Origin of the sequence: Streptomyces sp. DT190 (assembly GCF_049846985.1) — a bacterium.
Lineage (GTDB): Bacteria > Actinomycetota > Actinomycetes > Streptomycetales > Streptomycetaceae > Streptomyces.
Window position 1 is genome coordinate 238,333 of the sequence record NZ_JBNCNM010000001.1, and the last position, 24,608, is coordinate 262,940.

General features: G+C 72.9%; 19 protein-coding genes and 1 pseudogene. 12 read left to right on the forward strand and 8 right to left on the reverse strand.

The genetic code is table 11. The features are described from left to right. Positions 1–46 precede the first annotated feature (46 nt). Positions 47–193: a morphogenic membrane protein MmpA gene (mmpA, locus tag ACPXCS_RS01015; RefSeq protein WP_356922707.1), complete on the forward strand. Its 147-nt coding sequence runs from the start codon at positions 47–49 to the stop codon at positions 191–193. Positions 194–208: 15 nt separating this feature from the next. Here the strand turns inward: mmpA and ACPXCS_RS01020 are convergent, their stop codons facing one another. Continuing rightward, positions 209–1,387, reverse strand: coding sequence for a saccharopine dehydrogenase family protein (locus tag ACPXCS_RS01020; protein WP_425945965.1), 1,179 nt, complete (start codon positions 1,385–1,387; stop codon positions 209–211). A 91-nt stretch (positions 1,388–1,478) separates the two neighbouring features. Here ACPXCS_RS01020 and ACPXCS_RS01025 point away from each other — a divergent pair, with 91 nt between their 5' ends. The 4 genes from ACPXCS_RS01025 to ACPXCS_RS01040 all read left to right on the forward strand — a co-directional run bounded on the left by ACPXCS_RS01025 (position 1,479) and on the right by ACPXCS_RS01040 (position 6,577). Beyond that, complete coding sequence (locus ACPXCS_RS01025; protein WP_425945966.1) at positions 1,479–1,859, forward strand: MmcQ/YjbR family DNA-binding protein; 381 nt, start codon at positions 1,479–1,481, stop codon at positions 1,857–1,859. Between the two features lie 110 nt (positions 1,860–1,969). Beyond that, a complete protein-coding gene (locus ACPXCS_RS01030; protein ID WP_425945967.1) occupies positions 1,970–3,115 on the forward strand; it encodes a CaiB/BaiF CoA transferase family protein in 1,146 nt (381 codons plus the stop codon). Between the two features lie 11 nt (positions 3,116–3,126). Further along, positions 3,127–4,341 carry an acetyl-CoA C-acetyltransferase gene (locus tag ACPXCS_RS01035; RefSeq protein WP_425945968.1) on the forward strand — a complete coding sequence of 405 codons (1,215 nt, stop codon included), beginning with the start codon at positions 3,127–3,129 and terminating at the stop codon, positions 4,339–4,341. A 34-nt stretch (positions 4,342–4,375) separates the two neighbouring features. Further along, positions 4,376–6,577 (forward strand): 3-hydroxyacyl-CoA dehydrogenase NAD-binding domain-containing protein, encoded by a 2,202-nt coding sequence (locus tag ACPXCS_RS01040; RefSeq protein ID WP_425945969.1) that lies wholly within the window; start codon positions 4,376–4,378, stop codon positions 6,575–6,577. On the opposite strand, the gene ACPXCS_RS01045 is transcribed toward ACPXCS_RS01040, so the two are convergent. Continuing rightward, positions 6,563–7,279, reverse strand: coding sequence for a MerR family transcriptional regulator (locus ACPXCS_RS01045; protein ID WP_425945970.1), 717 nt, complete (start codon positions 7,277–7,279; stop codon positions 6,563–6,565). The two genes, ACPXCS_RS01040 and ACPXCS_RS01045, sit on opposite strands and share 15 nt — an antisense overlap. Before the next feature lie 269 nt (positions 7,280–7,548). Between ACPXCS_RS01045 and ACPXCS_RS01050 the strand changes: the two genes are divergently transcribed. Both ACPXCS_RS01050 and ACPXCS_RS01055 read left to right on the forward strand, forming a co-directional pair. Continuing rightward, the gene (locus ACPXCS_RS01050) at positions 7,549–9,015 is read left to right on the forward strand and encodes an amino acid permease (protein ID WP_425945971.1); all 1,467 of its coding nucleotides are present in this window, start codon (positions 7,549–7,551) and stop codon (positions 9,013–9,015) included. 95 nt (positions 9,016–9,110) lie between these two features. Further along, positions 9,111–9,266: pseudogene (locus ACPXCS_RS01055) on the forward strand (Appr-1-p processing protein); the annotation flags it as partial. A 9-nt stretch (positions 9,267–9,275) separates the two neighbouring features. Here the strand turns inward: ACPXCS_RS01055 and ACPXCS_RS01060 are convergent. Next, positions 9,276–10,163 carry an arginase family protein gene (locus ACPXCS_RS01060; RefSeq protein WP_425945972.1) on the reverse strand — a complete coding sequence of 296 codons (888 nt, stop codon included), beginning with the start codon at positions 10,161–10,163 and terminating at the stop codon, positions 9,276–9,278. 98 nt (positions 10,164–10,261) lie between these two features. Next, on the reverse strand, positions 10,262–11,788 hold the full coding sequence (locus tag ACPXCS_RS01065) for a M1 family metallopeptidase (RefSeq protein WP_425945973.1): 1,527 nt from the start codon (positions 11,786–11,788) through the stop codon (positions 10,262–10,264). Positions 11,789–11,988: 200 nt separating this feature from the next. Between ACPXCS_RS01065 and ACPXCS_RS01070 the strand changes: the two genes are divergently transcribed. The 3 genes from ACPXCS_RS01070 (at position 11,989) to ACPXCS_RS01080 (ending at position 17,025) form a co-directional block, all read left to right on the forward strand. After that, positions 11,989–13,944 (forward strand): Xaa-Pro dipeptidyl-peptidase, encoded by a 1,956-nt coding sequence (locus tag ACPXCS_RS01070; RefSeq protein ID WP_425945974.1) that lies wholly within the window; start codon positions 11,989–11,991, stop codon positions 13,942–13,944. Further along, positions 13,941–15,218, forward strand: coding sequence for a M14 family metallopeptidase (locus tag ACPXCS_RS01075; protein WP_425945975.1), 1,278 nt, complete (start codon positions 13,941–13,943; stop codon positions 15,216–15,218). The genes ACPXCS_RS01070 and ACPXCS_RS01075 overlap by 4 nt, the downstream gene beginning before the upstream one ends. Positions 15,219–15,300: 82 nt before the next feature. Further along, positions 15,301–17,025, forward strand: coding sequence for a BCCT family transporter (locus ACPXCS_RS01080; RefSeq protein ID WP_425945977.1), 1,725 nt, complete (start codon positions 15,301–15,303; stop codon positions 17,023–17,025). Positions 17,026–17,573: 548 nt separating this feature from the next. On the opposite strand, the gene ACPXCS_RS01085 is transcribed toward ACPXCS_RS01080, so the two are convergent. After that, complete coding sequence (locus ACPXCS_RS01085; protein ID WP_425945978.1) at positions 17,574–18,524, reverse strand: FAD-dependent oxidoreductase; 951 nt, start codon at positions 18,522–18,524, stop codon at positions 17,574–17,576. A gap of 66 nt (positions 18,525–18,590) precedes the next feature. Between ACPXCS_RS01085 and ACPXCS_RS01090 the strand changes: the two genes are divergently transcribed. Next, the gene (locus ACPXCS_RS01090; protein ID WP_425945979.1) at positions 18,591–19,625 is read left to right on the forward strand and encodes an oxidoreductase; all 1,035 of its coding nucleotides are present in this window, start codon (positions 18,591–18,593) and stop codon (positions 19,623–19,625) included. A 13-nt stretch (positions 19,626–19,638) separates the two neighbouring features. Next, positions 19,639–21,282, forward strand: a complete 1,644-nt coding sequence (locus ACPXCS_RS01095) for an ABC-F family ATP-binding cassette domain-containing protein (RefSeq protein WP_425945980.1) — start codon at positions 19,639–19,641, stop codon at positions 21,280–21,282. A gap of 36 nt (positions 21,283–21,318) precedes the next feature. Here the strand turns inward: ACPXCS_RS01095 and ACPXCS_RS01100 are convergent, their stop codons facing one another. The 3 genes from ACPXCS_RS01100 to ACPXCS_RS01110 all read right to left on the reverse strand — a co-directional run bounded on the left by ACPXCS_RS01100 (position 21,319) and on the right by ACPXCS_RS01110 (position 24,585). Continuing rightward, the gene (locus tag ACPXCS_RS01100; RefSeq protein ID WP_425945981.1) at positions 21,319–21,876 is read right to left on the reverse strand and encodes a putative glycolipid-binding domain-containing protein; all 558 of its coding nucleotides are present in this window, start codon (positions 21,874–21,876) and stop codon (positions 21,319–21,321) included. Between the two features lie 24 nt (positions 21,877–21,900). Further along, on the reverse strand, positions 21,901–24,354 hold the full coding sequence (locus ACPXCS_RS01105; protein ID WP_425945982.1) for a Tex family protein: 2,454 nt from the start codon (positions 24,352–24,354) through the stop codon (positions 21,901–21,903). A 99-nt stretch (positions 24,355–24,453) separates the two neighbouring features. Then, positions 24,454–24,585, reverse strand: a complete 132-nt coding sequence (locus ACPXCS_RS01110; protein WP_252100478.1) for an LPFR motif small protein — start codon at positions 24,583–24,585, stop codon at positions 24,454–24,456. Positions 24,586–24,608: the final 23 nt, after the last annotated feature.

The window sequence follows — 24,608 nt, forward strand, 5'->3', positions numbered from 1 at the left end:
ACGTGTACGGATGTCCGGCCGGTGTCCTCTCGGCAGGCTGGCGGGCATGACGACGCACCGCGCCCCCAAGCCAGTTGCCGGCCCGACCCAGACGGTCGAGCGGGCCGTCACCATCGGGCTGATCCTCGCCGTGCTGGCCGGCCTCGCCTGGATCGCCGGGATGATCTACACCATCGCCGAGTGGCCGCTGTAGCCACCCGGCGCCGTCTCAGCGGACCGCCGCCACGCGGAAGCGGATGCCCGCCGCCCGCAGCCGGCCGACGAGCGCGTCCCCCATCGCGACCGCCGTGGTGACCTGGCCGGCCGTCCGGGGCAGTTCGTCGAAGGCCAGGCACAGCGCCGACTCGGCCAGCATCTTCGCCGTCTCGCCGTAGCCGGGATCGCCGCCCGAGACCTCCGTGTACACCCGCCGGCCGCCGCCCTCGCCCACGAAACGCACGGAGAACCAGCTACGGGCCCGCTTCTCGGGACCGGGCCCGTCCCCGGACTTCAGCCGGTCCGACAGCCGGCGCCGCGCGGCGGGCACCTGGGCCGCCGCGACCAGCGCGCCGACCGCCGCGACCCCGCCCACCGCGACCGGCAGCCGGCGGACGGCCGCGTACTGGCGGTAGCGGAAATCGGGTCCGTAGCGGTCCAGCGCCGACGCCGAGCGCCGCACGATCTGCGGGTCGATGGTCGGCATCGGCAGCGCCCACGCCCCGACCTCCTTGGCGAACCGCGGCCGGCCCAGCGGCGCCGAGGCCCGCCGTCCCACCAGCCGCGGCTCGTGCCGCCGCCGGTCCCGCGCGGCCGCCGCCATCTCCCGCTGCCGGGCGAACTGGCCGAGGGCGGAGGCGAAGGTGCCGCCCGAGAACGTCGCGTCGACCGTCACGAAGCCCTCGACGCTCAACGGCACGTCCTGCGGCAGCTGCTGCACGGTGAAGTACACGCCGAGGTCGTGCGGGATCGAGTCGAATCCGGCGGCGTGCACCAGCCGCGCCCCGGTCTCCCGCGCGCGAGCGTCGTGCCGGACGTACATCAGGTCCACGAACTCGGGCTCGCCGCACAGGTCCAGGTAGTCCGTCCCGGCGTCCGCGCAGGCGGCGACGAGTTCCTCGCCGTACCGCACGTACGGGCCGACCGTCGTGGCCACCACGCGCGCCTGCCCGGCCAGGGCGTGCAGCGAGGCCGGGTCGGACACGTCCGCCCGGAGCACGCCGATCTCCGCGCCGCCGGACAGCCGCTCCCGCAGCCGTGCCAGCTTCTCCTCGCTGCGGCCGGCGATCGCCCAGCGCAGTCCGGCGGGCGCGTGCGCGGCCAGGTACTCGGCGGTGAGGGTGCCGGCGAAACTGGTGGCTCCGAAGAGCACGATGTCGTACGGACGGTCCGTCCTGTTTTGCCTGCTCATGACACCCCTCGGTCGTGCAGCCCGTGCCGTTGTCGGTGGCCGAGGCTAGCGTGAGCGGTGCGGAGCCCGACGACGAGCCCGGAGGAACGCGATGGCCGTGCCCAGGAATGCCCTGAAGAAGTGGGAGAAAGCCCGCGCGTTCGCGCTGGGGCTGCCGGGCGCCGTCGAGGAGTTCCCGTGGGGCGAGTCCGTCGCGAAGGTCAACGGCAAGGTGTTCGTCTTCCTCGGCGTCCAGGACGGCAGTCACCCCCTGGGGGTGACGGTGAAGCTCAAGGACGAGACGGCGCACGCGCACGCGCTGGCCTGCCCCGGCGCCGAGCCCGCCGGCTACGGCCTGGGCAGGGCGGGCTGGGTGAGCGTCCCGCTGGAGCGGCAGGGCGCCCCGGCCGCGGAGATCCTCTGCGACTGGGTGGAGGAGAGCTACCGGGTGATCGCCCCGAAGCGGCTGACAGTCGAACTGGACGCGGACTGACCCCGTCCGGCAGATTGCTAAGCGCTTGCTCGTTCAGGCCTTGTGCCGAGTGGAACGTGTTCTTAGCATCACTGGTGTTACATCACTTGTGTCACAGCACTGGGGGCTGGATGACCACGGCAAGGACGCCCGCAGACGGCCCGCTCACCGGCGTGCGCGTGGTCGAGCTGGCCGGCATCGGGCCCGGCCCGTTCGCCGCCATGCTCCTGGCCGACCTCGGCGCCGACGTCGTACGCGTGGACCGGCCCGGCGGACCCGGGCTCGGGATCGACCCGGCGCGTGACGTCACCAACCGCAACAAGCGCTCGGTGGTCGTCGACCTGAAGGCGCCCGACGGCCCCGAGCGGGTGCTCGACCTGGCCGCTCGCGCCGACGTCCTCGTCGAGGGCTACCGCCCCGGCGTCGCCGAACGCCTCGGCGTCGGACCCGGGGACTGCCACGCCCGCAACCCGCGCCTGGTCTACGGCCGGATGACCGGCTGGGGCCAGGACGGCCCGCTCGCCCCGCGCGCCGGGCACGACGTCTCCTACATCGCCCCCACCGGCGTCCTCGGCATGATCGGCCGCCCCGGCGAGCCGCCGCCGGTCCCCGCCAACCTGCTCGGCGACTACGCGGGCGGCTCCCTCTACCTCGTGGTCGGCGTCCTCGCCGCCCTCCACCACGCGCGGGCGACGGGCACCGGTCAGGTCGTGGACGCCGCCATCGTCGACGGCACCGCCCACCTCGCCTCGATGATCCACGGCATGCTCGCCGCCGGCGGCTGGCAGGACCGCCGCGGCGCCAACCTCCTCGACGGCGGCTGCCCCTACTACGGCACGTACGAGACCGCCGACGGCCGGTACATGGCCGTCGGCGCCCTGGAGCCGCGGTTCTACGAGGAGTTCCTCACCCTGCTCGGGATCGGGGACCAGGGCGCCGCCCGCACGGACGTCGCCCGCTGGGGCGACCTGCGCGAGCAGGTCGCCGCCCGCTTCAGCACCCGCACCAGGGACGAGTGGACGGCCGTCTTCGAGGGCACCGACGCGTGCGTGGCGCCCGTGCTGTCGCTGCGCGAGGCCCCGCACCACCCGCATCTGGCAGCCCGCGGCACCTTCACCGACCACGGCGGCATCACCCAGCCCGCCCCGGCCCCCCGTTTCTCCGCGACCCCGACCTCCGTCCGCAGCGGCCCGGCCCGGCCGGGAGCCGACACGGCGGACGTCGCCCGGGACTGGGACCTCCCCGGGCTGCTTCCCTCGTCCCGCACCCCTCAGTGAAAGGCCTCCCCGTGAGCACCGAAGCGTATGTGTACGACGCGATCCGCACCCCGCGCGGCCGCGGCAAGGCGAACGGCGCCCTGCACGGCACCAAGCCCATCGACCTGGTCGTCGGACTCATCCACGAGATCCGCGCCCGCTTCCCGGACCTGGACCCGGCCGCCGTCGACGACATCGTGCTCGGCGTGGTCGGCCCGGTCGGCGACCAGGGCTCCGACATCGCCCGGATCGCCGCCATCGCCGCGGGGCTGCCCGACACGGTCGCGGGCGTGCAGGAGAACCGCTTCTGTGCCTCGGGCCTGGAGGCCGTCAACCTGGCCGCCGCCAAGGTCCGTTCCGGCTGGGAGGACCTGGTCCTCGCCGGCGGCGTCGAGTCGATGTCCCGCGTGCCGATGGCCTCCGACGGCGGCGCCTGGTTCAACGACCCGATGACCAACCTCCAGGTCAACTTCGTGCCGCAGGGCATCGGCGCCGACCTCATCGCCACCATCGAGGGCTTCTCCCGGCGCGACGTCGACGAGTACGCCGCGCTCTCCCAGGAGCGGGCCGCCACCGCGATGAAGGACGGCCGCTTCGACCGGTCCGTCGTCCCGGTGAAGGACCGCAGCGGCCTGGTCGTCCTCGACCACGACGAGTTCCCGCGCCCCGGCACCACCGCCGACTCCCTCGCCAAGCTGAAGCCGTCCTTCGCGGACATCGGCGAACACGGCGGCTTCGACGCCGTCGCGCTCCAGCAGTACCACTGGGTGGAGAAGATCGACCACGTCCACCACGCGGGCAACTCCTCCGGCATCGTCGACGGCGCCTCGCTCGTCGCGATCGGCTCCAAGGAGGTCGGCGAGCGCTACGGCCTCACGCCCCGCGCGCGGATCGTCTCCGCCGCCGTCTCCGGCTCCGAGCCCACCATCATGCTCACCGGACCCGCCCCCGCCACCCGCAAGGCCCTCGCCAAGGCGGGCCTGGCCATCGACGACATCGACCTCGTCGAGATCAACGAGGCCTTCGCGGCCGTCGTGCTGCGCTTCGTGAAGGACATGGGCCTGTCCCTGGACAAGGTCAACGTCAACGGCGGCGCGATCGCGCTCGGCCACCCCCTCGGCGCGACCGGCGCGATGATCCTCGGCACCCTCGTCGACGAACTGGAGCGCCAGGACAAGCGCTTCGGCCTCGCCACGCTGTGCGTCGGCGGCGGCATGGGCGTCGCCACGATCGTCGAGCGCATCTGACCCCCTCCCGACGGATCACACGGAGCACCTCCACATGAGCACTGAGTCCACCACCATCCGCTGGGAACAGGACCGCACCGGCCTCGTCACCCTGGTCATCGACGATCCGAACCAGTCCGCGAACACCATGAACCAGGCGTTCCGCGACTCCCTCGCCGCCGTCACCGACCGGCTGGAGGCCGAGAAGGACACCATCAGGGGCGTCATCATCACCTCCGCCAAGAAGACCTTCTTCGCCGGCGGCGATCTGCGCGACCTGATCCGCGTCACTCCCGAGACGGCCCAGGAGCTGTTCGACGGCGGCATGGCGATCAAGCGGAACCTGCGTCGCATCGAGACCCTCGGCAAGCCCGTCGTCGCCGCCCTCAACGGCGCGGCCCTGGGCGGCGGTTACGAGATCGCGCTGGCCTGCCACCACCGGATCGCCCTGGACGCGCCCGGCTCGAAGATCGGCTGCCCCGAGGTCACCCTCGGCCTGCTGCCCGGAGGCGGCGGAGTCGTCCGCACCGTCCGCCTGCTGGGCATCGCCGACGCCCTGCTCAAGGTCCTGCTCCAGGGCACCCAGTACAGCCCGCGCCGCGCCCTGGACAACGGCCTCGTCGACGAGGTCGCCGACAGCCACGAGGACATGCTCGCCAAGGCCAGGGCCTTCATCGACGCCAACCCCGAGTCACAGCAGCCCTGGGACAAGCCGGGCTACCGCATCCCGGGCGGCACGCCTGCCAACCCCAGGTTCGCCGCGAACCTGCCCGCCTTCCCCGCCACCCTGCGCAAGCAGACGGGCGGCGCCCCCTATCCCGCCCCGCGCAACATCCTCGCCGCCGCCGTCGAGGGCTCCCAGGTCGACTTCGAGACCGCCCAGGTCATCGAGGCCCGCTACTTCGTCGAACTGGCCGTCGGTCAGACCTCGAAGAACATGATCCAGGCGTTCTTCTTCGACCTCCAGGCCGTCAACTCCGGCGCCAACCGCCCCAAGGGCGTCGAGCCCCGCACGGTCCGCAAGGTCGCCGTCCTCGGCGCCGGCATGATGGGCGCCGGCATCGCCTACTCCTGCGCCCGCGCCGGCATCGACGTCGTCCTGAAGGACGTGTCCCTGGAGGCCGCCCTCAAGGGCAGGGGCTACTCCGAGAAGCTGTGCGCCAAGGCGGTCGCCAAGGGCCGTACGACCCAGGAGAAGGCCGACGCGCTGCTCGCCCGCATCACGCCCACCGCCGAGGTCCAGGATGTGGCCGGCTGCGACGCGGTCATCGAGGCCGTCTTCGAGGACACCTCCCTCAAGCACAAGGTGTTCCAGGAGATCCAGCACGTCGTCGCCCCCGACGCGCTGCTGTGCTCCAACACCTCCACCCTGCCCATCACCGCCCTCGCCGAAGGCGTCGAGCGCCAGGCCGACTTCATCGGACTGCACTTCTTCTCGCCGGTCGACAAGATGCCGCTCGTGGAGATCATCAAGGGCGAGCGCACGGGCGAGGAGGCGCTGGCCCGCGCCTTCGACCTGGTCCGGCAGATCAACAAGACGCCGATCGTCGTCAACGACTCGCGCGGCTTCTTCACCTCCCGCGTCATCGGCCAGTTCATCAACGAGGGCGTCGCCATGGTCGGCGAGGGCATCGAGCCCGCGTCGGTCGAACAGGCCGCGGCCCAGGCCGGCTACCCGGCCAAGGTCCTGTCCCTGATGGACGAGCTGACACTGACCCTGCCCCGGAAGATCCGCGCCGAGTCCCGGCGCGCGGTCGAGGAGGCCGGCGGCACCTGGACGCCCCACCCGGCCGACACGGTCATCGACCGCATGGTCGACGAGTTCGGCCGCACCGGCCGCAGCGGCGGCGCCGGCTTCTACGACTACGACGAGGACGGCAGGCGCGCCGGGCTCTGGCCGGGCCTGCGCGAGCACTTCACCCGGCCCGAGCACCGCATCCCGTTCCGGGACATGCAGGAGCGCATGCTGTTCTCCGAGGCGCTGGACACCGTCCGGCTGCTGGAGGAGGGCGTGCTGACCTCCGTCGCCGACGCCAACATCGGCTCCGTCTTCGGCATCGGCTTCCCCGGCTGGACCGGTGGCGTGCTGCAGTACATCAACGGCTACGACGGCGGCGCCGCAGGTGTCGGACTGCCCGGCTTCGTGGCCCGCGCGCGGGAGCTCGCCGAGCGCTACGGCGACCGGTTCACGCCGCCGGCCCTGCTCGTGGAGAAGGCGGAGAAGGGGGAGCGCTTCAGCGACTCAGCCCGCGGCTGACCCGCCGGAGTCCCCGGTCAGCCACTCGCCCAGCTCTTCCTTGAGCGAGCGCTGGAACGCGGTGAGGAGCGCCTGCACCACCAAGGGGTGCATGTGCGCCGACAGGGACCGCACGTCCCGCGCGTCACGCTCGGCCACCTCGCCGCGGAAGAGCTGGGAGAGCTCCCGGGCCGCGGCGCGGGCGTGTTCGAGCAGGACCTTGCGCGCCGCGGAGATCGCCTCCGGGGAGAGAGGGACGTCCAGCAGCCCGGCGCCCAGCCGGAGCAGGCCCAGGTCGGCCTCGAAGCCGTCCTGGGCGGGCCGGACCACGCCCATCGCGACGAGCCGCTCGACGTCCTCCTCGTCCAGCGGCCGCCCGGCTCGCCGGGACAGTTCCCCGCGGGTGACCCTCGCGACGGTGTCCGGCGCCCAGGACGCCACCACCGCCCGGTGGACGGCCAGGTCGTGCGCGCTCACGTCCGGCGGCAGCCGGCGCAGGTACCGCTCGATGCCGGCCAGCGTCATGCCCTGGTGCTGCAGCTCCTCGATCAGCGCCAGCCGGGCCAGGTGCTCCGGCCCGTAGCGGCCCACGCGCCGGGGACCGAGCACCGGTGGCGGCAGCAGCCCCTTCGTGCCGTAGAAGCGGACCGTGCGCACCGTGACACCGGCCCGGGCGGCCAGTTCGTCGATCGTGAGGGTCGGCTCCTCGGCGTCGGTCGTCATGTGCAGCAGTATCGCTGTCTCACCACTGCTGTGACACCACATCCGCAGCAGCCGATGGCCATGCGGTGAACGCCGGGCGGCCGCTGTGCGCATCCGCGGGGGACCTTGTGAGAAGTCACGCTCTGTGACGCCGCTCACCGTGTGTCGGCTGAGGCGTGTGGGAAAGTGCTGCCTTGGTCTGTGCCGCGTCACAAGGGTGGTGCGGGCCAACGCACTGTACGGACCCCGGGCCCACGACGTCCGGGGCGATCCAGGAAGTGGAACCACCCGTGAGCAAGGACGCCGTGAACACGGCTGCGGCCACGCCGCGTACCGATGCGGCCCGGGTGCCCGCGGACGCGGGCGACGCCGGCTACAGCAAGGACCTCAAGGCCCGCCACGTCAACATGATCGCCATCGGCGGCGCGATCGGCACCGGTCTCTTCCTGGGGGCAGGCGGCCGGCTGCACAACGCCGGCCCGGCGCTCGCACTGGCGTACCTGGTGTGCGGCGTCTTCGCCTTCTTCGTGGTCCGGGCCCTCGGCGAGCTGGTCCTGTACCGCCCCTCCTCCGGTTCGTTCGTGTCGTACGCGCGCGAGTTCCTCGGTGAGAAGGGCGCCTACGTCGCCGGCTGGATGTACTTCCTGAACTGGTCGACCACCGGCATCGCCGACATCACCGCGATCGCGCTCTACACGCACTACTGGAGCCTGTTCACCGACATCCCGCAGTGGGTGCTCGCCCTGGTCGCCCTCGCGGTGGTGCTGGCCGTGAACCTGATCTCGGTGAAGATCTTCGGCGAGATGGAGTTCTGGTTCGCGATCATCAAGGTCGCGACGCTGGTCGGCTTCATGCTCATCGGCATCTTCCTGCTCGCCACGCAGCACGAGGTGGGCGGGCACACCCCGGGCCTGAGCGTGATCACCGACAACGGCGGCGTCCTCCCGCACGGCGTGATGCCCGTCGTCCTCGTGATGCAGGGCGTGATCTTCGCCTACGCCGCGCTGGAACTGGTCGGCGTCGCCGCGGGCGAGACCGCCGAGCCGGAGAAGGTCGTCCCGCGCGCGGTGAACTCGATCATGTGGCGCGTCGGCCTGTTCTACGTCGGCTCGGTCGTCCTGCTGGCCCTGCTGCTGCCCGGTTCGGTCTACTCGGCCGACCAGAGCCCCTTCGTCACGGTCCTGTCGAAGATCGGCGTCCCGGCCGCGGGCGACGTGATGAACCTGGTGGTCCTCACGGCCGCCATGTCCTCGCTCAACTCCGGCCTGTACTCCACGGGCCGCATCCTGCGCTCCATGGCGATGGCCGGCTCGGCGCCCAGGTTCACCGCCCGCATGAACCGCAGCCAGGTCCCCTACGGCGGCATCCTGCTCACCTGCGGGGTCTGCGTGCTCGGCGTCGGACTGAACTTCCTGGTCCCCGCCCAGGCCTTCGAGATCGTGCTGAACGTCGCCTCCCTCGGCATCATCAGCACGTGGGTGATCATCATGATCTGCCACCTGGTCTTCGTCCGCCGCGCCAAGGCGGGTCTGGTCGCCCGGCCCTCCTTCCGCCTCTTCGGCAGCCCGGTCACGGAGATCGCCACGATCGCCTTCCTGCTGGCCTGCCTCGCCATGATGTGGAACGACCCCGAGGTCGGCCGCAGGACGCTCCTGCTCATCCCGCTGATCGCGATCATGCTGGTGGCGGGCTGGTACGGCATCCGCCGCCGCGTCTCCCGGACGGCGGACCGGGAACTGTCCCGCCTGACGAAGTAGCGGACGGGGCCCGGCTGTCAGTGGCCTCGCCTACGGTGGCGTCATGTCGGGGATCAACCACGTCCGGGGTGACGCCACCGTTCCGCCGGTGAAGGGCGGGCAGGGCCCGGGAGCCGGGTGCCTCCGTGCACATGCCCCGGATCGGCTGCGGTCCGGCCGGGGGGGGCACCAGGTCCCGCGTGGAGCCGCTGATCGAGGAGCGGCTGGTGCGCCGGGGCATACCGGTGACGGTGCACGACCACGGGGAGTGAGCCCCGGGTTCAGTCCCGGCCGTCGAAGGACCGGACCAGGCAGTCGGCCAGGCGGTGCGCGAGCGTCCCGTCGGGGTCCAGGCGGGGGTTGAAGATCGCCACGTCGAGGCCCACGGCCGCGCCGGAGGACAGGGCCGTGCGCAGGACCGTCTCCAGCTCCTGCCAGGTCAGGCCGTCCGGCTGGCGGTAGTCGACGGCGGGCATGAGCGCGTCGTCCAGCACGTCGACGTCGAGATGCACCCAGAACCCGGCGCCCGCGCCGTCGCCGCCCAGCAGCCCGACCGCGCGCCGGGCCGCCTCGCCCGCCCCCAGGGCGCGCACAGTGTCCAGTTCCATCGCGTGCAGCGCGTCCGGCAGCGGCTGCATCCCGAACGCCGCGGACTCCTCCGCGTCCCGGAACCCCAGCGCGACGACGTCCTCGTCCCGCACCAGCGGGCCCCGGCCCTCCAGGTCGGCCAGGACGCGCGGGCCGCGCCCCGTGGCCAGCGCGAGTTCCATCGAGGCCACCTCACCGGCCGGCTCCGCCTCCGGCTGGTAGAAGTCCGTGTGCCCGTCGAGGAAGAGCAGCCCGTGCCGGTCCCGGCGGCGCAGCGCGAGCAGGTTGCCGAGCAGCACGCTGCAGTCGCCGCCGAGCACCAGCGGGAACCGGCCGCCGTCCAGGACACCGCCGACGGCGTCGGCCAGCGCCGCGGAGTACGCCGCGATGCCGCCCGGGTTCAGCACCCCGGTCGACGCGTCCCGCTCCGGGTCGTACGGCGGCGGCTCGACCCGCCCCGCGGCGTCCGCGCCGAGCGCGTCGGCCAGCCCGGCGCCCAGCAGCGCCGGCGCCAGGTCCTCCACCCCCGTCGGGCGCAGCCCGAGCGCGGACGGTGCCTCGATGATCGCCACGTTCCGCATGCCCGGCTCCTTCGTCGGCAGCCCTCGCAGCACGCCGCCGGGCCCATACGCCCGGCGCGTACGGGCCCACCGTAGACCGCCCGGCACGGCGCGGCGCGTCAGTGACGGTGCCCGACGCCCCGCGCGGGCCCGCCGTGCTCGTGCACCCCGTTGGTCGCCGCGATCTTCTTCCACGACCTCGGCTGCGGGACCGCCTTGCCCGCCTTCGCGACCGCCGCGGCCCGGGCCGCCGGCACGTCCGGCTTGGACGGCTGGAACAGCCACGTGTCGAAGAGGGCGGCCAGCGGCTTGCCGGACACCTCCTCGGCGTACCGCTGGAAGTCGGCGACCGACGCGTTGCCGTGGGCGTACTTCTGCGGCCAGCCCTTCAGGATCGCGAAGAAGGCCTCGTCGCCGATCGCGTTGCGCAGCGCCTGCACGGCCAGCGCGCCCCGGTCGTAGACCGCGATGTCGAACTGGTCGTCCGGGCCGGGGTCCCCGGGCCGGACCGTCCAGAACGGGTCGTCGGCGGGGTGCGAGGCGTACACGTGGTCGGCGAGCTCCTGCGCCGTCCCCTCGCCCTCGTGCTCGGACCACAGCCACTGCGCGTACCGGGCGAAGCCCTCGTTGATCCAGATGTCCTTCCAGCCCTTGAGGGACACCGCGTCCCCGTACCACTGGTGGGCCAGCTCGTGGACGACGACGGACACGTTCGACCCGTTCGCGAACTGCCGGGGGCTGTAGTACGGACGGGTCTGGGTCTCCAGGGCGTATCCCGTCTTCGTGTTCGGCACGTACCCGCCGAGCGCGTTGTACGGGTAGGGCCCGAAGTACCCGCTCAGCCAGTCCGCGATCTCGCCGCTGCGCTCGATGCTCGCGCGGGCCGCGCCGGCGTGGTCGCCCAGGTCCTTGCTGTAGGCGTTGACGACCGGGATGCCGCTGTCGGTCGTGCCGGTGGTGAGGTCGAACTTCCCGACGGCGAGCGTCGCGAGGTACGTGGCCTGCGGCTTGCTGGAGCGCCAGTTCCAGCGCGTCCAGCCGAGCCGTGAACTGGTCGACTGCAGCGTGCCGTTCGAGATCGCCTGGGTGCCGTCCGGGACCAGCACGGACACGTCGTAGGTGGCCTTGTCGAGGGGGTGGTCGTTGCTCGGGAACCACCAGGCGGCCGCCTCCGGCTCGTTGGCCGCGACACCGCCGTCCGGGGTGCGGTGCCAGCTGGTGAATCCGTAGGCCCGCTTCGACGACGGCACGCCGTGGTAGCGCACGACGACCGTGGCGGCCGCGCCCTTCGCCAGCGGGGTCTTCGGCGTGATCTCCAGCTCGTGCTCGCCCGAGGCCGTGAACGAGGCCCTGGTCCCGTTGACGCGCACCTCGTCGACGTCCAGCAGGAAGTCGAGGTTGAAGCGCGACAGGTCCTGCGTGGTGCGGACCACGAGGGTCGCCGTGCCCTCCAGCTCGTCCGTCGCCGGCTGGTACTTCAACCGGAGGTCGTAGTGGGAGACGTCGTATCCGCCGTTGCCGTAGGCCGGGTAGTAGGGGTCGCCGATACCCGGCGCGCCGGGGGAGTGGGGGGCGGCCGATGCCGGGATCGCCAGCAGGAGGACGGCCGCTGCCAGGGCTCCCGGCACGATGATTCTGCGGTGCACGCAAGGCTCCAAGTCGTAGGTCCCGAAGTCTGTCCGGAGCCTATTGACTCCCTGTGCCTCTGGTCATGTCCATGGCCCCTGCTGTCACACGATCGCCATTCGGCCGACATGAGACACCAGCCCCGCCGGCCGCCTCCGGACACGCCGGTCCGTCAGCGGCCCTCTTCTGAACAGGAGTTCACCGATGTACCGTCCGGCGCATGCCGAAACGCACGCGCTTCACGACCTGGAGACCGCTCGCGACGGCGGCCACGGCCGCCCTGATGGCCACACTCCTCACCCCGGCGGCCGCCCAGGCCGCCCCCCGCGGGAGCGAACCCGTCCACTCCTACGAGAACGCCATCCGCGAAGCCGTCTGGGTGGACACCCGGCTCGACGGCGACGGCGACGGGAAGACCGACCGGGTCGCCGTCGACATCGTCCGCCCCCGCGAACCCGCCGCCCAGGGCCGCAAGGTCCCCGTCATCATGGACGCCAGCCCGTACTACTCCTGCTGCGGGCGCGGCAACGAGAGCCAGAAGAAGACGTACGACGGACACGGCGACGTCGTGCAGATGCCGCTGTTCTACGACAACTACTTCGTTCCGCGCGGCTACGCCGTCGTCGGCGTCGACCTGGCCGGAACCAATCGCTCGGACGGCTGCGTCGACGTCGGCGGCCGCTCCGACGTCCAGTCCGCGAAGGCCGTCGTCGACTGGCTGAACGGCCGCGCCAAGGCCTACACCACCCGCACCGGCACGACCCGCGCCGAGGCCGGCTGGACCAACGGCCGCACCGGCATGATCGGCAAGAGCTGGGACGGCACCATCGCCAACGGCGTCGCCGCCACCGGCGTCGAGGGCCTGGAGACCATCGTCCCGATCAGCGCCATCTCCTCCTGGTACGACTACTACTTCCAGCAGGGTGCCCCGCTGTACGACTCCGGCCCCGACTGGCTCTCGAACTACGTCAACAGCCCCGACGCCCGCGCCAAGTGCGCTGCCGTGCAGCGGAAGCTGGTCGACGGCGCGCCGCGCACCGGCGACCTGACCCCGCTGTGGAGCGAGCGCGACTACGTGAAGGCCGCCCGCAAGGTCCGCGCCAGCGTCTTCCTCGTCCACGGCATGCAGGACCTCAACGTCCGCATGAAGCACGTCGGCCAGTGGTGGGACGCCCTCGCGAGGAACGGCGTCGACCGCAAGATCTGGCTCTCGCAGACCGGCCACGTCGACCCCTTCGACTTCCGGCGCGCGGAATGGGTCGACACCCTGCACCGCTGGTTCGACCACGAACTCATGGGCTACGACAACGGCATCGACCGCGCGCCCATGGCCGACATCGAGCGCGCGCCCGACCAGTGGAGCACCTCCCGGACCTGGCCGCCGACCGGCACCCGCGCCGCCACCCTGCGCCCCGGCCCGGGCACCCGGGACGGTGTCGGCACCCTCGGTCTGCACCGCCGCCACGGCACCGAGACCGTCACCGACGACCCCGGGCTCAGCGAGACCGACTGGGCCGCGAGCATCGACCGGCCGACACCGGAGAAGGCCGGCTTCGTCACCGGACCGCTCACCCGCGACCTGCGCCTGTCCGGGTCCTCCGAGGTCACCGTCACCGCCACGCCCTCCACCCCGACGGCACACCTCTCCGCCGTCCTCGTCGACGTCGGCCCCGCGACCATCCGCGACTACGCCGACCCGGGTGAGGGCATCACCACGCTCGCCGACCGCACCTGCTGGGGCGCGAGCACCGCCGGCGACATCTCCTGCTTCAAGGAGACGAAGGCGAAGACCGCCGACGTCGACTACACGATCGTCAGCCGCGGCTGGGCCGACCTGGGCAACCACGCCTCCGAGGCCAAGGGCACCCCGCTCACCCCGGGCAAGCGGTACACCATCACCCTCGACCTGGCCGCCACCGACCACGTCGTGCCGAAGGGCCACCGCCTGGCGCTGATCGTGGCCGGCACCGACAAGGACCTCATCGACCCGCCCGCCGACCGGCCGGAGCTCAGCCTCGACCTCGCCCGCACCTCGGCCCGCGTGCCGTTCGCCGGCGGAGCCGCCGCCTTCGCCCGCGCCACCGCCGGCGCCGCCTCCGTCACGCCCGGCGCCGACCTCCTGGACGGCGTACGGGAGCCGCGCACCACGAACCGCGTCCCGGGGGGAAGCCAGTGATCCGCGCCCGCGCCCTGACCCTGACCGCCGCGGCACTCGCCGCGTCCCTGATCACCGTCCCGGCCGAGGCGACGGCCCCGGACGCCCCGCCCCGCACCGGCTTCGAGCGGACGAACGGCGCCCGCTGGACCACCCAGCCCGAGGAGCAGGACTTCCTCCGGGCCGTCGACCGCTCCGGCAGCCGCGTCTCCGTGTCCCGCTTCGGCACGACCGAGCAGGGCCGCCCCCTGCAACTCGTGCGCATCGGCACCCGGGCCGCTGCCAACAAGGTGCTGCTCGTGTGCAGCCAGCACGGCGACGAACCCTCCGGCCGCGAGGCCTGTCTGACCACGATCCGCGACCTGGCCCACGCCCGGGACAGCCGCACCCGGCGCTTTTTGGACCGCACCACCGTCCTCGTGGTGCCGACCGCCAACCCGGACGGCCGGGCCGCGAACACGCGCGGCAACAGCGACGGCGTCGACATCAACCGCGACCACCTGGCCCTGCGGACCGCCGAGGGGCGCGCCCTGGCCGCCGTGATCCGCGACCAGCGCCCGGACCTCGTCTACGACCTGCACGAGTACGGCGCCACACCCCCGTACTACGACAAGGCCCTGTTCGACCTCTGGCCGCGCAACCTCAACACGCACGACGCGGTCCACGAGGAGGCGCGGACCCTGTCCGGGGCGTACGTCCGGCCCGCCGCGCAGCGGGCCGGGCACTCGACCGGCACCTACGGCATCTGGACCGACCCCGTGACGGGCGAGCCGACCCGGCAGGTCGCCGGGGACGGGCAGGAGCGCATCCTGCGCAACATGTCCGGCGTGAAACACTCCGTCGGCCTGCTCATCGAGAGCCGCGTGGACCCGCTCACCGACGCCGAGAAGGCCGACGAGGCGCTGAACAACCGGCGCCGGGTGACCTCGCAACTGGCCGCTCTGGAGGGCTTGTTCGGCTACACCGACGAGCGCCGCGGCCGGATCGAGGCGGCCACGGGCCGAGCCCGCCTCGCCGGCTACGCCGCCACGGGGCCGGTCTACGTCGGCGGCGCCGACAACGACCCGCCCGAACCGGCGGACGTCATCGCCGACCCGCCCTGCGGCTACCGGCTCACGGCCGCCCAGTACGCCGAGGTGGGAGACGAACTCGCCCTCCACGGCGTGCGTGTCCGCAAGGACGCCCGGGGCGTGCTCGTCCCCGTGCGCCAGTCCCTGCGGGCCCTGGTCCCTCTGCTGCTCGACGACCGGGCCGAGTACCACCTCACAGGAGGTTCACGCGAAACCACGTGCTGAGGGGGGTGAAAATCCGCCACACGTGGTAGCAGCGTTACGGAGGAACCGATTCTCCGAGCTGTTCCGATGAAAGGTGCCGCCAGTGACGCAAGAACGACCAAGCGACAAGGACTCCCCCGAGGGAGCCGCGCTGCCGGGGTCGGAAGCGGGCCTGCCCGGCCGGGACCGGCCGCAGACCGACCGCATCGTCTTCGGCGTCACGGCGGTGCTCACGCTGGCCTTCGTGGTGTGGGGCGCCGCGGCGACCGACTCCCTCGAATCCGTCTCCACCAGCATGCTCAGCGGTCTGATGCACAACGGCGGCTGGGCGTTCATGCTGGCCGCCTCCGGCTTCGTCGTCTTCGCCCTGTGGCTCGCGATCAGCCGTTACGGCCGTATCCACCTGGGTGCCGAGGGCGAGGAGCCGGAATTCCGCACGGTCTCCTGGGTCGCCATGATGTTCAGTGCCGGCATGGGCATCGGCCTGATGTTCTACGGCGTGAGCGAGCCGCTGTCGCACTACGGGACGCCCCCGCCGGGCACCGACCCGGCCGACTCCGGCGAACGCATGGAGACGGCCATGGCGACCACCCTCTTCCACTGGACGCTCCATCCCTGGGCGATCTACGCCGTGGTGGGTCTCGCCATCGCCTACAGCACCTTCCGCAGGCGCCGGCGGCAGACCATCAGCGCCGTGTTCACCCCGCTCATCGGCAAGAAGAACGCCAACGGCGCCGCCGGCCGGGTCATCGACATCCTCGCGATCGTCGCGACCGTCTTCGGGTCCGCCGCCTCCCTGGGGCTCGGCGCGCTGCAGATCGGCTCCGGAGTGCAGGAGCTCGACTGGATGGACGAGGTGAGCACCGGGCTGCTGGTCACGATCATCGCGGTGCTGACCCTGGCCTTCGTCGCGTCGGCGGTGTCGGGCGTGGAGAAGGGCATCCAGTGGCTGTCCAACACCAACATGGTGCTGGCGCTGGTGCTCGCCCTGTTCGTGTTCATCGCCGGGCCGACCATCATCGTCCTGGACCTGCTGCCCACCTCGGTCTTCGCCTACCTCGGCGACCTGCCCCGGCTGGCCGGGCGCACGGAGGCCAGCGGCGGCGAGGGCGTCGCGGACTGGCTGGGCAGCTGGACCGTCTTCTACTGGGCGTGGTGGATCTCCTGGACACCCTTCGTCGGCATGTTCATCGCCCGGATCAGCCGGGGCCGCACCATCCGGCAGTTCGTCGGCGGTGTCATCCTCGTGCCCAGCACGGTCAGCCTGATCTGGTTCGCGATCTTCGGCGGCTCGGCGATGAAGATGCAGGAGCAGGGGCGGCTCGGCAAGGAGGCGACCCCGGAGGGCCAGCTGTTCGGCGTGCTCCAGGAGTTCCCGATCGCCACGGTGACCAGCCTGCTCGTGATGATCCTGGTCGGCATCTTCTTCGTCTCGGGCGCGGACGCCGCCTCCATCGTCATGGGCACGCTGTCGCAGAAGGGCGCACTCGAACCGGGCCGTCTGGTCGTGGTGTTCTGGGGCGTGGTCACCGGCGCGGTCGCCGCGATCATGCTGATGGTGGGCAGCGGGCAGGGCGACGCCCTGACCGGTCTGCAGAACCTCACGATCCTCGCGGCGGCACCGTTCGTCGTCGTGATGACCTTCATGTGCGTCGCCCTCATGCGCGACCTGCGCCGCGACCCGGTCATCGTGCGCGAGCAGATGGGGTCCGAGGCGGTCGAACTGGCCGTCATCGAGGGCCACAAGAAGTACGACGGAGAGTTCGAGCTCCGCGTCGGCCCGGGCCGCGGGCCGGACGTCGAGGGAGACCCGATCGGCAAGCACTGACGCCGACCACCCCAGGGCGCCCCGGCCTCCGGCCCGGGGCGCCCCGTCGTTTCCACGGACCGGCCGGGACCGCACCGACTCCGCGTGCCCGGGGCGTACCGGGACGGCTGGGGCCCCGCTCCACAGCGGGCGCGCGAAGACGGTTGCGGCCCTCCGTCCCGAAGACCGGACGACCCCCAGGAGGAGCGGCCCGCCGGCGCGGATGCCGTGCCGCGTGCCGCCCGTTCCGCACGGTGCGCTCCCCGCACCAGTGGCGCGAAGGCAGCCGCGTACGCCCCGGCCCGAAAGCCTGAGGGCGCCCGTGAGGCCGCTTGCCTGGGCGGATGCCGTGCCTCGCCCGGCGCGGGGGCCGTCCTGCGCGCCCGGCGTGAAGCCCGTGCGGAACCGTCCAGGCCCGCCGCCCGGGCGGCCGCCGACCCGTACGGCCTCGTTCCGCGCGGCCCACACCCAACGCTCCGGCGCGCACGCCGCCCCGTGCTCCCCGGGCCCGCCGAGGGCATACCGCTCCGGTCGGGCGCTCGCCCCGGGCGCGCTCCGCGCGGCTCGTCTCAGCCCGTGGCCAGCCGCGCCGCCTCCCGCGCGCAGCCCCACGCCACCGTGACGCCCGCGCCGCCGTGGCCGTAGTTGTGCACCAGGAGCCGGCCGTCCGGCAGGGTGTCGCGCTCCAGGCGGACCGCCGGGCGGGTGGGTCGCAGCCCGACCCGGTGCTCCAGGACCTTCGCCCCGGCGACCTCCGGCCGCAGCGCCGCGCAGCGTGCGACGATCGTCTCGGCCGTCGCGGGGTCCGGCTCCAGCGACCACGCGTCCTCCTCCGCCGTACCGCCGAGGACGAGCCCGCCCGGCTGCGGGAACAGGTACGCGTACTCCCCGGAGGCGTCACTGGAGACCAGCCACGTGTCGATCCCGGGGTTCGCCACGACCACCAGCTGCCCCCGCACCGGCCGGACGGACGGATCCGGCACCAGCTCCCGCGCCGCGAGCCCCGTGCAGTTGACGACGACCGGCGCGTCGGCCTCCGCGAACGAGGACACCGCACGCGCCTCGACCACCCCGCCCGCCGCGACGAACCGCTCCCGCAGCCACGCCAGATGCACCGGCATGTCGACGAGGGGCAGCCGCGCGCGGACTCCCGGCCCCGCGTACTCCCCGGGCGTGGCGGCCCGCAGCCCCGGCACCCGTTCCGCCAGCCACCCGGTCACCTCGTCGAGCCGGGTCTCGCCCAGTACCCCTTCGACCATGCGTACGCCGGTGGGACCGGGCCGCGCGGCCAGCTCCTCGTACACCTCCAGCGACCGCAGGGCCCACGCCCGCACCCGTTCCACCGGCTCGATCCGATAGGGCCACCACAGCGCACCGGCGACGGCGGAGGTGGTCGCCTCCGCGACGTCCCGCGTCCACACCCGCACCCGCCGCCCGCCCTCGGCGAGCACCACCGCGGTCGTCAGCCCGATGACCCCGCCACCCACCACCACGATCTCGTCGCTCAGTTCCCCAGCCATGGCCGGACCGTAGCGGAATATGTCATGCCGTGCTCAGATCACGCCCTGTGTGGGGATACTCACCCCATGTGCGCCGAGTACACGACCTTCGGCCTGGCACCCGCGATGCGGGCCGGCGGCGTCCTCACCGACGGTGGCTACCAGGTCCACCGGGACTTCCTGGACTTCATCGTCGACGGACGCCCGCTGCTGTTCCGGCTCTCCGACCTCGACGCGGTCTCCCCGCTCGCCTCCGACGTCCCACCCGCGATCTTCACCGCCCAGGTCCGCAGCCTGCTCCTGGAGAGCCCGGCCCCGCTGCCGGGGGACCGGTACGTCGTCTACGGCTGCCCGGAGTGCGAGGACCTGGCCTGCGGCGCCGTCACCGCGGTGATCCGCCGCGACGGCGAGGACGTCATCTGGCGGGACTTCGCCTGGCAGACCGACGAACGGGCCGACCTCGAACGCAACGGCTACCACGGCATCGGCCCGTTCCGCTTCCGCGGCGGCGAGTACCGGACCGCCCTGACCGCCCTGCTCGACGGCTCCGCCCCCGACCCCCGCCGCCGCGTCCTGCTGATCGGCGCCCGCGTCGCCGTCCTGGCCAAGCTCGCCGCCGCGCTGCGCACCATCGGCGTCGGCGCCGACATCGCCCACGACGCCCACGGCGTCCCCGACGACGAACTGCGCGGCTACGGCGCGGTCGCCTTCGGCCCGGGCACCGCCGAGCGCGAACGCGCCGCCGTCCGCGACGCCTTCGCACGCGCCCGGCTCCCCGTCGCCCTCGTCGACGGCCTCGCCCCGATCGTCCCGCTCCTGGTCGCCCAGATCGAACAGGCCCTGGACCGCAGCCCCACCGGTCAGCGCCGCCTCACCGCGCTGACCGCCGACGGTGCCGCCGCCGACGTCGAGGTCACCTCCACCTGCCGGGTCACCCTCACCGCCTACCGCCTCGACCGGCTCTCGCGCACCCACGTCCACGACCTCTTCGACGGCGTCCTGGAGCCGGGCCGCCACCGCCTCGCCCTGGACCCGAAGGCGGTGAAGGGCCAGTCCTTCCTCGTCGCACGCACCACCGGAAGCGTCCTGGCCACGGCCGTGACCCACGGGGCCGCCCACTAGGATCGGCCCTGACATGACTGCCACCCTCGTCGCCAAGAACCTCGCCGCCGGCCACGGCGACCGCGCCCTGTTCACCGGACTCGACCTCGTCGTCGCGCCCGGCGACGTGATCGGCCTGGTCGGCGCCAACGGCGCGGGCAAGTCCACCCTGCTGCGGATGCTGGCCGGCCTCACCGCCCCCGAGCAGGGCGAACTGCGCCTGTCCCCGCCGACCGCCACCGTCGGCCATCTGCCGCAGGAGCCGGACCGTCGGCCCGGCGAGAGCGTACGGGCGTTCCTGGCCCGCCGTACCGGCGTCGCAGAGGCCCAGCGGCTCATGGACGAGGCGACCCAGGCCCTGGTCGACGGGGCGCCCGGCGCCGACGACGCCTACGCCACCCACCTGGAGCGCTGGCTCGGCCTCGGCGGCGCCGACCTCGACGACCGCGCCGAGGAGGTCGCGGACTCCCTCGGCCTCGCGGTCGACCTGGACCAGCCGATGACCTCCCTGTCCGGCGGCCAGGCCGCCCGCGCCGGACTCGCCTCCCTGCTGCTGTCCCGCTACGACGTCTTCCTCCTGGACGAGCCGACCAACGACCTCGACCTGGACGGCCTGGAGCGCCTCGAACGCTTCTTCGCCGGCCTGCGTGCCGGCACGGTCGTCGTCAGCCACGACCGCGAGTTCCTCACCCGCACGGTCACCAAGGTCCTCGAACTCGACCTGGCCCAGGCGCGGATCAACCTCTACGGCGGCGGCTACGAGGCCTACCTGGAGGAGCGGGACGTCGCCCGCCGGCACGCCCGCGACGAGTACGAGGAGTACGCCGACAAGAAGGCGGCCCTCCAGGACCGGGCGCAGATGCAGCGCTCCTGGATGGACAAGGGCGTGCGGAACGCGCGCCGCAAGGCGGGCGGCGACAACGACAAGATCGGCCGCAAGTTCCGCAGCGAGGCCAGCGAGAAGCAGGCCGCCAAAGCCCGCCAGACCCAGCGCATGATCGAGCGCCTGGACGTGGTCGAGGAGCCCCGCAAGGAGTGGGAACTGCGCATGGAGATCGCGTCGGCGCCCCGCTCGGGCGCCGTCGTCGCGACCCTGCGGGACGCCGAGGTGCGCCGCGGCGACTTCCTCCTCGGCCCGGTGTCCCTGCAGATCGACTGGGCGGACCGGGTGGCGGTGACCGGCGCGAACGGCGCCGGCAAGTCCACGCTGCTCGCCGCCCTGCTCGGCCGCGTCCCGCTGGACGCCGGACACGCCGCGCTGGGCTCGGGCGTGCTGCTCGGCGAGGTCGACCAGGCCCGCAAGCTGTTCCACGGCGAGGAGCCCCTGCTCGACGCGTTCCGCGCGGCCGTCCCCGACACCGAACCGGTCGAGGTCCGCACCCTCCTGGCCAAGTTCGGTCTCAGGACGGACCAGGTGCTGCGCCCCGCGGCGACCCTCTCCCCGGGTGAGCGCACCCGGGCCGCGCTGGCCCTGCTCCAGGGCCGCGGGGTCAACCTGCTGGTCCTCGACGAGCCGACCAACCACCTGGACCTGCCCGCCATCGAGCAGCTGGAGTCGGCCCTCGACGCCTACCAGGGCACCCTCCTGCTGGTCACCCACGACCGGCGCATGCTGGACGCCGTGCACGTCACGCGCCGCCTGGAGGTGGCGCACGGCAAGGTGACCGAGCGCCGGTGACCGAGCGCCGGTGACCGCGCACCGGGCGACCGAGCGCTAGCCGGCCGCCAGGCGCCGCGCGAGGGAGGGGTAGTCGACGACGAACCCCTCCGCGTCGAACTCCAGGTCGCTGCGGAAGTCACCGGAGGCGAAGCGGACCCGCCCGGGCGCCAGATGCGTGTACGTCTGCCGCGAGGGCCGCACCGCGAGGTCCGGCACGGACACCCAGGCCATCAGCAACTCCAGCTCGCCCGGCCCGCGATGGAGCCCGTGCCGCAGCACCGGCATGGAGTTGGTCAGCGGGCACAGCCCGAGATCGCAGTCCAGGGCGCCGTCGACCTCACTGAGCCGTTCGCCGTCCGCGGTCCATCCGCCGCCGCCGTCGTGCCGCAGATCGAGCGTGCGGCTGCCCGCCGCGGATTCGACCGTCACCCGCAGCCGCCGGGTGACGAACCCGTCGCCGGTGTCCAGGTCGTAGGTGACCCAGTACGGCTCAGGCTCGGTCCCGACGGCCCTCCCACGCGCCCGCAGCACGCCGTCCCGCACCTGGACCCAGGCGGTCTCGACCCCCCGGCTGGCGGACACTTCCCAGGTGAGAACGCGTGCGGCGGACATAACGCCCAGTCTAGATCCGCCGCGTCAGCGGCGGCCGTTCCCGGGATCGACCAGACCGGCGCGGCGCAGAGCGTCGGCCATCGCGCTGTTGGCCGGCGCCGGCGCCTGCCGCGACCCGCCGCCCTGGCCCCCGCGACCACCACCGCCCTGTCCGCCGCGACCGCCGCCCTGACCACCCCGGCCACCGCCGGCGCCCTGGCGCTGCTGAGGCGGCCGCCCGCCCCGCTGGCGGCGCTCGCCGCGCTCGCCGGAGCCGCCGCCCTGGCCGTCCTGCGGAGCCGCCTCGTCGTCCAGGCGCAGCGTCAGCGAGATCCGCTTGCGCGGGATGTCGACGTCGAGGACCTTCACCTTGACGATGTCGCCGGGCTTGACGACGTCCCGCGGGTCCTTGACGAACGTCCTCGACATCGCGGACACGTGCACCAGACCGTCCTGGTGGACACCGACGTCGACGAACGCCCCGAAGGCGGCGACGTTCGTCACGACGCCCTCCAGGATCATCCCGGACGACAGGTCGGAGATCTTCTCGACGCCCTCCTTGAAGGCGGCCGTCCTGAAGGCCGGACGCGGGTCACGGCCCGGCTTCTCCAGCTCCTTGAGGATGTCGGTGACGGTCGGCAGACCGAACGTCTCGTCCACGAACTCCTGCGGCCTCAGCGAACGCAGCACCGCCGTGTTGCCGATGAGCCCGGCGACCTCCTGCCCGGCCGTCTTCACCATGCGCCGGACCACCGGATAGGCCTCCGGGTGCACACTCGACGCGTCCAGCGGGTCGTCGCCGCCGCGGATCCGCAGGAAGCCCGCGCACTGCTCGTACGCCTTCGGACCGAGCCGCGCCACCTTCTTCAGCTCGCCGCGGGACCTGAACGGCCCGTTCTGGTCGCGGTGCGCCACGATGTTCTCGGCGAGGCCGGAGGTGATGCCGGAGACCCGGGCGAGCAGCGGCGCCGAGGCCGTGTTGACGTCCACGCCCACGCCGTTCACACAGTCCTCCACGACCGCGTCCAGCGAGCGCGACAGCTTCACCTCGGACAGGTCGTGCTGGTACTGGCCGACGCCGATCGACTTCGGGTCGATCTTCACCAGCTCGGCCAGCGGGTCCTGCAGCCGGCGGGCGATCGACACGGCGCCGCGCAGCGACACGTCCATGTCGGGCAGCTCCTGGGAGGCGAAGGCGGACGCCGAGTACACCGACGCGCCGGCCTCGGAGACCATCACCTTCGTGAGGTTCAGCTCCGGGTGCCTGGCGATCAGTTCCCCGGCCAGCTTGTCGGTCTCGCGGGAGGCCGTGCCGTTGCCGATGGCGATCAGCTCGACCGCGTGCTCCTTCGCCAGCCGGGCCAGCTTGGCGATGGCCTCGTCCCAGCGGTTGGCCGGGACGTGCGGGTGGATGACGTCCGTGGCGACGACCTTGCCGGTCGCGTCCACCACGGCGACCTTCACACCCGTACGGAAGCCGGGGTCGAGGCCGAGCGTCGCGCGCGTGCCCGCCGGGGCGGCGAGCAGCAGGTCGCGCAGGTTCGCCGCGAAGACCCGCACCGCCTCGTCCTCGGCGGCCGTGCGCAGCCGCAGCCGGACGTCGATGCCGAGGTGGACGAGGATGCGGGTGCGCCACGCCCAGCGGACCGTGTCCGTCAGCCACTTGTCGGCGGGGCGGCCCCGGTCGGCGATTCCGAACCGGTGCGCGACGATCCCCTCGTAGGACGACGGCCCGTCCGTCGGCTCCTCGGGCTCCAGGACGAGGTCGAGGACCTCCTCCTTCTCACCGCGCAGCATGGCCAGGACCCGGTGCGAGGGCAGGTCCGTGAACGGTTCGGCGAAGTCGAAGTAGTCGGCGAACTTGGCGCCCGCCTCCTCCTTGCCCTCCCGCACCTTGGCGGCCAGCCGGCCGCGCACCCACATGCGCTCGCGCAGCTCCCCGATCAGGTCGGCGTCCTCGGCGAACCGCTCGGTGAGGATCGCCCGGGCGCCGTCCAGGGCGGCCTGCGGGTCCGCCACGCCCTTGCCGGCGTCGACGAACGCGGCGGCCGCGGCGAGGGGGTCGACGGTCGGATCGCCGAGCAGCCCCTCCGCCAGCGGCTCCAGACCGGCCTCGCGCGCGATCTGCGCCTTGGTGCGCCGCTTGGGCTTGTACGGGAGGTAGATGTCCTCCAGGCGCGCCTTGGTCTCGGCGTCCCGGATCCGGGCCTCCAGCTCCTCGGTGAGCTTGCCCTGCTCGCGCACCGACTCCAGGATCGCGGCCCGCCGCTCCTCCAGCTCCCGCAGGTAGCGCAGCCGCTCCTCGATCGTGCGCAGCTGCGCGTCGTCGAGCGTCTCGGTCGCTTCCTTGCGGTAGCGCGCGATGAAGGGCACCGTGGAACCGCCGTCGAGCAGCTCCACGGCGGCCCTGACCTGCCGCTCCCGTACGCCGAGTTCCTCGGCGATCCTGCCTTCGATGGACACTGCGCTGATGGACCCGCCGGACCCGGGTGTCGTCACGATGCCGTACCGCCTTCTCCACTGAGGTTGCGCGGCAATTGTGGCAGGTGACACCGACAGCCGGGGATCAGGGCGGCACGCGGCGGGCCGTCGCCGGGGTCAGGCGCGGCGGCTGCGGGTGGAGGACGAGGCCCCGCCGAAGAGCCGGGCCAGGGCCCGGAAGGGCAGCGTCACGACGGTGGCGATGGCCCCGCCGATCTGGCGCAGCACGTCTGCGATAGCACGGAACACGAAATTCCCCTTTCTCCACTCCG

Coding starts and splice junctions, on each gene's coding strand:
- mmpA (WP_356922707.1), top strand. CDS start 47: ATGACGACGCACCGCGCCCCCAAGCCAGTTGCCGGCCCGACCCAGACG.
- ACPXCS_RS01020 (WP_425945965.1), bottom strand. CDS start 1,387: ATGAGCAGGCAAAACAGGACGGACCGTCCGTACGACATCGTGCTCTTC.
- ACPXCS_RS01025 (WP_425945966.1), top strand. CDS start 1,479: ATGGCCGTGCCCAGGAATGCCCTGAAGAAGTGGGAGAAAGCCCGCGCG.
- ACPXCS_RS01030 (WP_425945967.1), top strand. CDS start 1,970: ATGACCACGGCAAGGACGCCCGCAGACGGCCCGCTCACCGGCGTGCGC.
- ACPXCS_RS01040 (WP_425945969.1), top strand. CDS start 4,376: ATGAGCACTGAGTCCACCACCATCCGCTGGGAACAGGACCGCACCGGC.
- ACPXCS_RS01045 (WP_425945970.1), bottom strand. CDS start 7,279: ATGACGACCGACGCCGAGGAGCCGACCCTCACGATCGACGAACTGGCC.
- ACPXCS_RS01060 (WP_425945972.1), bottom strand. CDS start 10,163: ATGCGGAACGTGGCGATCATCGAGGCACCGTCCGCGCTCGGGCTGCGC.
- ACPXCS_RS01070 (WP_425945974.1), top strand. CDS start 11,989: ATGCCGAAACGCACGCGCTTCACGACCTGGAGACCGCTCGCGACGGCG.
- ACPXCS_RS01085 (WP_425945978.1), bottom strand. CDS start 18,524: ATGGCTGGGGAACTGAGCGACGAGATCGTGGTGGTGGGTGGCGGGGTC.
- ACPXCS_RS01090 (WP_425945979.1), top strand. CDS start 18,591: ATGTGCGCCGAGTACACGACCTTCGGCCTGGCACCCGCGATGCGGGCC.
- ACPXCS_RS01095 (WP_425945980.1), top strand. CDS start 19,639: ATGACTGCCACCCTCGTCGCCAAGAACCTCGCCGCCGGCCACGGCGAC.
- ACPXCS_RS01100 (WP_425945981.1), bottom strand. CDS start 21,876: ATGTCCGCCGCACGCGTTCTCACCTGGGAAGTGTCCGCCAGCCGGGGG.